This is a genomic window from Oceanospirillum sp., from assembly GCF_982874595.1.
This window is the reverse complement of record NZ_CEYNZH010000050.1, coordinates 21,359-28,417: the sequence shown is the minus strand read 5'-3', so window position 1 is coordinate 28,417 and position 7,059 is coordinate 21,359. Positions and strand designations below refer to the sequence as shown.

At 50.1% G+C, this 7,059-nt stretch carries 4 protein-coding genes and 1 pseudogene; 4 read left to right on the top strand and 1 reads right to left on the bottom strand.

All coding sequences use genetic code 11. The features are described from left to right. The first annotated feature begins 467 nt into the window (after positions 1–467). The 3 genes and pseudogenes from AC4GL5_RS15450 to AC4GL5_RS15440 all read left to right on the top strand — a co-directional run bounded on the left by AC4GL5_RS15450 (position 468) and on the right by AC4GL5_RS15440 (position 4,164). Positions 468–2,048: a hypothetical protein gene (locus AC4GL5_RS15450; protein ID WP_490383696.1), complete on the top strand. Its 1,581-nt coding sequence runs from the start codon at positions 468–470 to the stop codon at positions 2,046–2,048. Between the two features lie 396 nt (positions 2,049–2,444). Next, positions 2,445–2,697 (top strand): annotated as a pseudogene (tnpA, locus tag AC4GL5_RS15445) (IS66 family insertion sequence element accessory protein TnpA); the annotation flags it as partial. Between the two features lie 261 nt (positions 2,698–2,958). Further along, complete coding sequence (locus AC4GL5_RS15440) at positions 2,959–4,164, top strand: MFS transporter (protein WP_490383695.1); 1,206 nt, start codon at positions 2,959–2,961, stop codon at positions 4,162–4,164. 18 nt (positions 4,165–4,182) lie between these two features. On the opposite strand, the gene AC4GL5_RS15435 is transcribed toward AC4GL5_RS15440, so the two are convergent. Then, entirely contained in the window at positions 4,183–5,082 is a 900-nt protein-coding gene (locus tag AC4GL5_RS15435) for a LysR substrate-binding domain-containing protein (protein ID WP_490383694.1), read from the bottom strand. Positions 5,083–5,274: 192 nt separating this feature from the next. Between AC4GL5_RS15435 and AC4GL5_RS15430 the strand changes: the two genes are divergently transcribed. Continuing rightward, positions 5,275–6,936 (top strand): BCCT family transporter, encoded by a 1,662-nt coding sequence (locus AC4GL5_RS15430; RefSeq protein ID WP_490383693.1) that lies wholly within the window; start codon positions 5,275–5,277, stop codon positions 6,934–6,936. Positions 6,937–7,059 lie beyond the last annotated feature (123 nt).

Here is a 7,059-nt window from a genome sequence, read left to right as displayed (position 1 = left end):
ACAATACCTTATCCTATATTGGATTAGGTGTTGCACTCAGAATTTGCCGCTAAGGAGTAAAAAAACATAGAAACGCATGCAATTAAAGTTGGCAGATCATGCGAATTGTTTCTTGGTGAATACGATACGCAAGCGAAGAGTCTTGTCTCACTCCTATCTTGGAAAACAGGCTTTAGTGACTCGTCTGCAGATATCAAAAAACTGGCGGATAGCATCAAATAACTCACTCAGCAACTAAAGAGAAGGAAGCAAGGTTATGCTTAAATTTATGGGGATATCTCAGCATCTTTCCTAAATCTTTATTGATTTAAATCAATTGAATCGTATATTTGATAGGGAGGGTTATGTCTCTCAACTATTATCGTTAATATTCCGGTTGTATCAGCTCTTTAGATGCCCCGGATATAAAACTATGACTAAACGTTAGTGTTCATTTAGAGCAGAGTAATAAGCATAAGGAAATCATAATGTTAGACATTAAACTCGTTCGTATTCGCCATCCTGAAACCTTAGACTACCTTAATCACGATGGCCTGTTCGTTAAGGACTACGCCCCCGCTGACTGCATTTTTATTTTGCGAAGAGAGGATGGCCACGTCACCTTACAGCATGAATTCTATCGTACTTTCTTCCATGCCTGCGGTTCTTTGAAAGAAAAGTTGGATGAGCAAACTGGAAAGTTTCAGTACATCAATTGTCCAGACTCTTTACTTAACTATGTGCAGTACACAGATACGAGCGCTAGAAACGTCTCTAACGAAAAGCAGATGGATCTGCCTGATATCAAGTTGGTGGTAGAAGAGACAGATGAAACGCCTGTTGAGATGATGCCTATAGGTAACTATCAGGTTCTAACGGATGATCAGGTGAAAGAATTGGAGCAGCTTGCGAACGGTGGTCAGCCTTTAGGTCGTTTTGGCAGTGACCAATCAGCTGCGGACAAAGATATGGCCGAGATGATCCGATGGCTAGGGGAAATCCCAAAAGATGATCAGCAGCATTATTGGATTAATGGCATCATGAAGGACGGCACCGAAATACGCATCTGTAAGCGAGGAGGTGCTAGTATCACCGTTTTGCAACAGCAAAAGCTTAGCCGTGCTGCCGAGAAGGCTTGGCTGGATGCCAAGATGAATAATCCTGACGAGGATTATAGTAAAGCTGTCGAAGCAGTCATCAAGTTTACTAGTGGTGGTAGAACTTTCTGGCAGAATGTTATTTTCTTCGGAGAAAATTATCTCGTGGGAGAGGCCATATGGGCTCTTTCTAAGGCTGTGACGAAAATACTGACAAAGGGGATTGCTGAACTGTGTACTTATCTGGTCAAGAGAGGTGTCACTCGGGCGCTTACAATGGCAGAAGCACGTGGTCTGCAAGCCGCTATGACTCAAGATATTTGGTATGTGAAATTCACTTCTTGGATGTCGTCAGGATCTAGAGGTGCTCGTTTCTTAGCTGGGGCTAGTAACTTTATTATTACATTAGTTATATTCTTTATTATTTCTTACTTTGTGTTTCCATTCATTTTCAAAAAACAACGAGCATCGGTCTATCTCTACAACTTCTCGGATATCAAGGTCAGGGTGAGTACTCCATATTTAGGCAATATTCCTATTAATATTCAAGAGAGTTCGGCGAATGTGCCTTATTTGTTGCCGGGAGTGACTGAGGTGGGTACGTGGGTTACCGTCGATGGCCTCGAGTTTGAAGTGACTTCAAAAGTTGTACACGGGGTAGCTTTCGGCTTCGAGAATGACAGTACCTTCATGGAAGGTTTCGAGGCGTTGCTGATGATGGAAAAAAATAGTAACTCCAACACACCATTATTTGCTTCCATTGACGTTCCTTGGGTAGCGGGCAATACCATCAACCTATTGGCGGGTAAGCAGTCAGACTCTTACAAAGATATCTTTAAGAAAATGGCAGACACTTCAGGCAAAGAGAAACTCAATTACGCCAAGGATGGGGTGGCTGCTGACATCGGTATCAACGCCTTAAAGGGGGAAGATAACCGCTACACTGTTCAAATTAATATTAAAGAAATCTGAAGCCAGAAAGCTTCTTTGAGTATTGTGTAAGTCTAGCAGCTCGGGCCTATGTGGTTCGGGCTGCATATTGGGGATTGAAAATAATGCCAATTAAAATGCCATAGATGCTGAGTTGAAAAATTATGTAAGAGCTTTATATCACTATGCAGCGGGCAGGGTTTTGGATGATCTGCTTAGCCACCAAAGCCAAGAGTGTGTTCATAGTTCTATGTCACCCATTACTTACAGATCCACGTAACCGTCGATTCGTCCTTCGAAGTGGATGCTCAGCTGCGACAGCGTCAGGTTTCAGTTTTACACCGGATGCGTCCATCGCTCTGATGACTTGTAATCCCTCCGGAAAGTAGTGGTGCTCAAAAGTAGAATCTTCCCGCAATCTATAGCAGGAGACTCTGCATGAAAAAGTTACGTTATACCGATAGCCAGATTAGGGCGATTTTTGAAACAAGCCGAAGCTGGTACCTCCATTCCTGAGTTCTGCCGCGAGCACGGCATGAGTTTCGCCTCCTTTTATAAATGGCGGGCAAAATATGGCGGGATGGATGCCTCTTTGATGGCCCGCATGAAGGAGCTGGGAGAGGAAAACCGCCGCTTAAAGAAGATGTACGCTAAGGAACGACTCAAGGCTGAGATTGTCCAAGAAGCTCTAGGTGTCTGAAAGTCAGTTTGTTGAGCCAGTAGCTTTTGTTTGTATGTTGTCACCGCAGTGCCAGGTGGCGGTCACTACCGACAAATATTAAACGATAACCCCGGCCCTGTTTATTTATTTTTCTGGTGATCAATCAGATGCTTCCCTAAGCTGAAATCTGATCCTTGATCTTTTTTCCCTTACCGTCATCGCCTTTAAAGCTTTGGCGGTTTTTCTGTTTTACCTTTGTTTATCTTCTATTCACCGTGCGTGGTTTTATTAATGAAAGCGATTCGCTCTCCGTTTTTCTGGGTCAGTTTTGCCATGTGTGCCGGTGTGATGAGTACGGCACTGATCAGTCCGCTCTATGGTCTCTACAAAAGTGAGTGGTCGCTGTTAGCCAGCGATATTTCCGTCATTTATGTCATCTATATGGCAGGGGCGCTGGCTGCTCTTTTGTTTTTGGGACAGCTCTCTGACCGAATCGGTTTTCGTCGGGTGATGCAGTTGTCGCTGGCGTTGGTCTTTGTGGGAACCGGCTTAACCATGATCGCTTGGGATACCCTGAGCCTCAATCTGGCACGTTTTATTGTCGGTGTTGCTTCCAGTCTGATGACGACTTCAGCTTCGGTTGGATTACGCCAGTTAGCGACAGGTGCACATCCCAATCGTGCCGCTTCTATGAGTGGTGTTCTGATTGCGTTTGGCTTCGGTCTCGGGCCATTGGTTGGTGGGATTATCGGTCAGTGGCTGTCCAATCCGCTGATCACGGCCTACTTACCCACTATGGCTCTTTCTGCGATCGGCCTTATTGCATTGCAACGTCTTGATTTACCCCCCCATGAAATCCTGACTAAACCTAAAGGCAAAAGCGCGGGCAGAGCCTGGGTGCCGAAGCTTATCTGGCCAGAGCGTGAGCATACCCTGGCATTTATGCTGACCAATGCCTGTGCTTTTCTGGCCTTTGGCGTCTTCGGTCTTTATGCCTCTATGTCGCCCTTATTTCTGGAACAGATGATCGATTGGAAAGGGCCTTTTATCAGCGGGATCTCCATTGCTGTGATTCTGTTTCTGTCCTCTGCTGCACAGTTGATGACGCGCCGCCTGCCAGTCCACTGGTGCGGGGCTTCAGGCTTATTACTGCTTGCTCTTTGCTGTGTGCTGTTGCTTCTGAATCTGGAGCGTGGCTCACCCTGGATTCTGGCTGTTGGTTTGCTGATTACGGCTGCGGGACATGGCATGACCTTGCTTTCTGGTATGAATATGGTCAGTCGAATCGCTCAGCCCCATAATCATTCTGGCCTGCTTTCCACCTATCTGGTTCTGGGGTATGTGGGCAGTATGCTGCCCGTGCTGGGTGTGGGCTGGGTCGCGGATCACTGGGGGCTGGATATCGCCGTCAGCATCTTCTGTTACGGGGTTATCGCGCTGGCGTTGGTCACGGCACTGCTGTTTTTCCGTCAACCTCAGATGCGGGCATCAGACTAAGTGGTGTTGTCTCTGGCGTTAGGGTTCCCCGGTTAGGGTTCTTTTGTGACCGTGGCGCTCAATGTAGGTATGCAGCTGCATCGCCAGTTGCTCGGTGGCTTCTGTGGCACGTTTGGCGTTTCGGTGCAGAGCGATCTCGATATAGGGCAGCTCCGGAAGGCCCTCATCGGTGCCCAGAATGCGCATATCCGGCGCCAGCATTGAGGGTGTCAGTACGGTAATAGCCAGTCCCGCTTTAACCGCTGACGAGAGGCCCGACAGGCTGGTGCTGGTATAGGCGATGCGCCAGTCGATTGCGGCGGCATCAAGACTTGCCAGTGTATGTTCCCGAAAGATACAAACGCCCTCTTTGGACAGCGCCAGTGGCAGGGGCGACCGCCGATGAGTATCGAACCCCGCTGCGCCTACCCACGCCATAGGTTCCCGTCTAATGACCTCTCCACCGGGGCTGCGGGGCTGACGCGTGGTGATCGCCAGATCCAGCGCCCCGGTTTTTACCTGCTGAACCAGATCAACACTCAGACCGCAGTGTACCTCCAGCTCTACATCCGGGAAGCGCCCCTCAAAGTCTGACAAAGCCAGCGGCAGATAGCTGAGGTAGTCCTCCGGTATGCCCAGCCGAACCACACCTGCCAGACGCTGATCCAGCAGATCCTGCCACGCCAGCGCGTTCTGCCGCAGCATGATACGAGCGTGTGCCAGCAGGCGTTCTCCGGCGGCCGTGGGCTGTGCGGCCTGTTGATTACGCTGTAGCAGGGGGCGTTCCAGCAGGCCTTCCAGCCGTTTAATGTGTGCACTGATGGTGGATTGTGCCAGATGCAGATGTTGTGCGGCGGCGGTAAAGCCGCCTTTATCTACTACCGCAACAAAGGTTTTCAGCAGCACAAGGTCGATAGGGCGTTGAGTCGAATTCATCATAAAGGCATCGGTTACAGCAGTTAGGTTGTTGCGATTTAAAGGCCGCGGGCAGGGTATCACGAATCGTGATGACTTTATCAGAACTCTTCGTTTCCATGATGGCTTTGCCATAGGCAGAATGCGCGCTTTACACGTCAGGCGGTTTTCTTATCGCCTCTGAACAACTGAACGTATTCAGCTGACAGGTACACCATGAATCAAGCAACGAACCGACTGGAAGCGACCGCTCTCAGCGCGGCTGCCCCATCTGTTTCATCCTCAGAAGAAAGTATTCCGTCCCCTGATGGACATTCCAATCTGATCGACACCGATTATGTGATCGGTCAGGACAATATCACCTCCGGTTTTTTCGGGCTGGAGGTGGATCTGCACAGTAAAGTGTTCCTTTGGTCATCAGTGGTTATCCTGACCTTTACCACCATTACGCTGGCGCTGCCGGATGTGATGGGGCCTTTTTTTGGCGGGATCCGGGCTTACCTGACCAGTAACCTGAGCTGGGCCTTTATGATGTCCACCAACCTGTTTGTGCTGTTGGCTCTGGCTCTGATCGCATCGCCGTTAGGTCGGGTGCGATTGGGTGGTACTGAAGCCAAGCCGGATTTCAGCTATCTGGGTTGGTTTGCCATGCTGTTTGCTGCGGGTATGGGCGTGGGACTGATGTTCTATGGCGTATCTGAACCCCTGACCTATTTTGGTGATCTGCGCTCCGGTACATCCGGCCCACTTGGACAAAAGCTGGCCAGTGATGAGGCGGCGCTGTCGCTGAGTATGGCGACCACCATCTTCCACTGGGGATTACACCCTTGGGGCACCTACGCCATTATGGCACTGGCATTGGCACTGTTCTCTTTCAACAAGGGCTTGCCGCTAACCATGCGCTCGGTGTTTTACCCGGTACTGGGTGAGCGTATCTGGGGTTGGCCGGGTCATCTGATCGATGTGCTGGCAGTATTTGCTACTCTTTTCGGGTTGGCGACCTCGCTGGGGCTGGGGGCTTCTCAGGCTGCAGCAGGTCTTAATGCTCTGTTTGGTTTTCCCAATAACAGCACCACCATGGTCTTTCTGGTTCTGGGTATTACCGCTGTGACTCTGTTATCAGTGGTCGCCGGTGTTGAGAAAGGGGTGCGTCGGGTGTCTCAGGTCAATATGGGGCTGGCCTTTGCCCTGATGCTGTTTGTGATTCTGATGGGGCCGACACTGATTATTCTGTCCGGTGCTGCGGACAACCTGCTGGGCTATCTGTATCAGCTGCCTGCGTTGTCGAATCCGTTTAATCGTCCGGACGAAGGCTTTATCCATGGCTGGACGGCCTTCTACTGGGCGTGGTGGGTGAGCTGGTCGCCATTTGTCGGCATGTTTATCGCCCGTGTTTCCCGTGGCCGCACCGTGAGAGAGTTTCTGACCGCCGTGTTGCTGGTGCCGACTCTGGTGTCTGTGATCTGGATGAGCGCCTTTGGTGAAACCGCGATCTGGCAACTGTCAGAAGGGTATCAGGGAGCGCAAAACGCGGCTCTGGAACTGCAGCTGTTTGCGATGCTGGCGGAATTGCCCTGGGCTTCTATTACCTCTCTGATCGGCATTGTGCTGGTGATGGTTTTCTTTATTACCTCGGCAGATTCCGGATCTCTGGTGATCGACTCCATCACCTCCGGGGGGAAAGTCAGTGCCCCACGAACCCAGCGTATTTTCTGGGTGGTGGTCGAGGCGGCCATTGCCATTGGCCTGCTGTTGGGTGGCGGTCTGACGGCGCTGCAGGCTGCGGTGTTGATTACAGGTGTTCCCTTTATGCTGGTGGTGCTGGTTTCCGGCTACTCCGTCGTGCAGGGGTTGAGGTCTGAACCTCTGCCGGACTGATTGATCTCTGCTTAATCGCTTTATGGATTTGACCCATTTGGGGCATGGCTTTTCAGGCTGCTGCCCCTTTTTTGTGGCGGGTGTTTTTCAATCAGGGTAACTCTCAGCTGATCAGATATCAGA

Coding starts and splice junctions, on each gene's coding strand:
- AC4GL5_RS15450 (WP_490383696.1), top strand. CDS start 468: ATGTTAGACATTAAACTCGTTCGTATTCGCCATCCTGAAACCTTAGAC.
- AC4GL5_RS15440 (WP_490383695.1), top strand. CDS start 2,959: ATGAAAGCGATTCGCTCTCCGTTTTTCTGGGTCAGTTTTGCCATGTGT.
- AC4GL5_RS15435 (WP_490383694.1), bottom strand. CDS start 5,082: ATGATGAATTCGACTCAACGCCCTATCGACCTTGTGCTGCTGAAAACC.
- AC4GL5_RS15430 (WP_490383693.1), top strand. CDS start 5,275: ATGAATCAAGCAACGAACCGACTGGAAGCGACCGCTCTCAGCGCGGCT.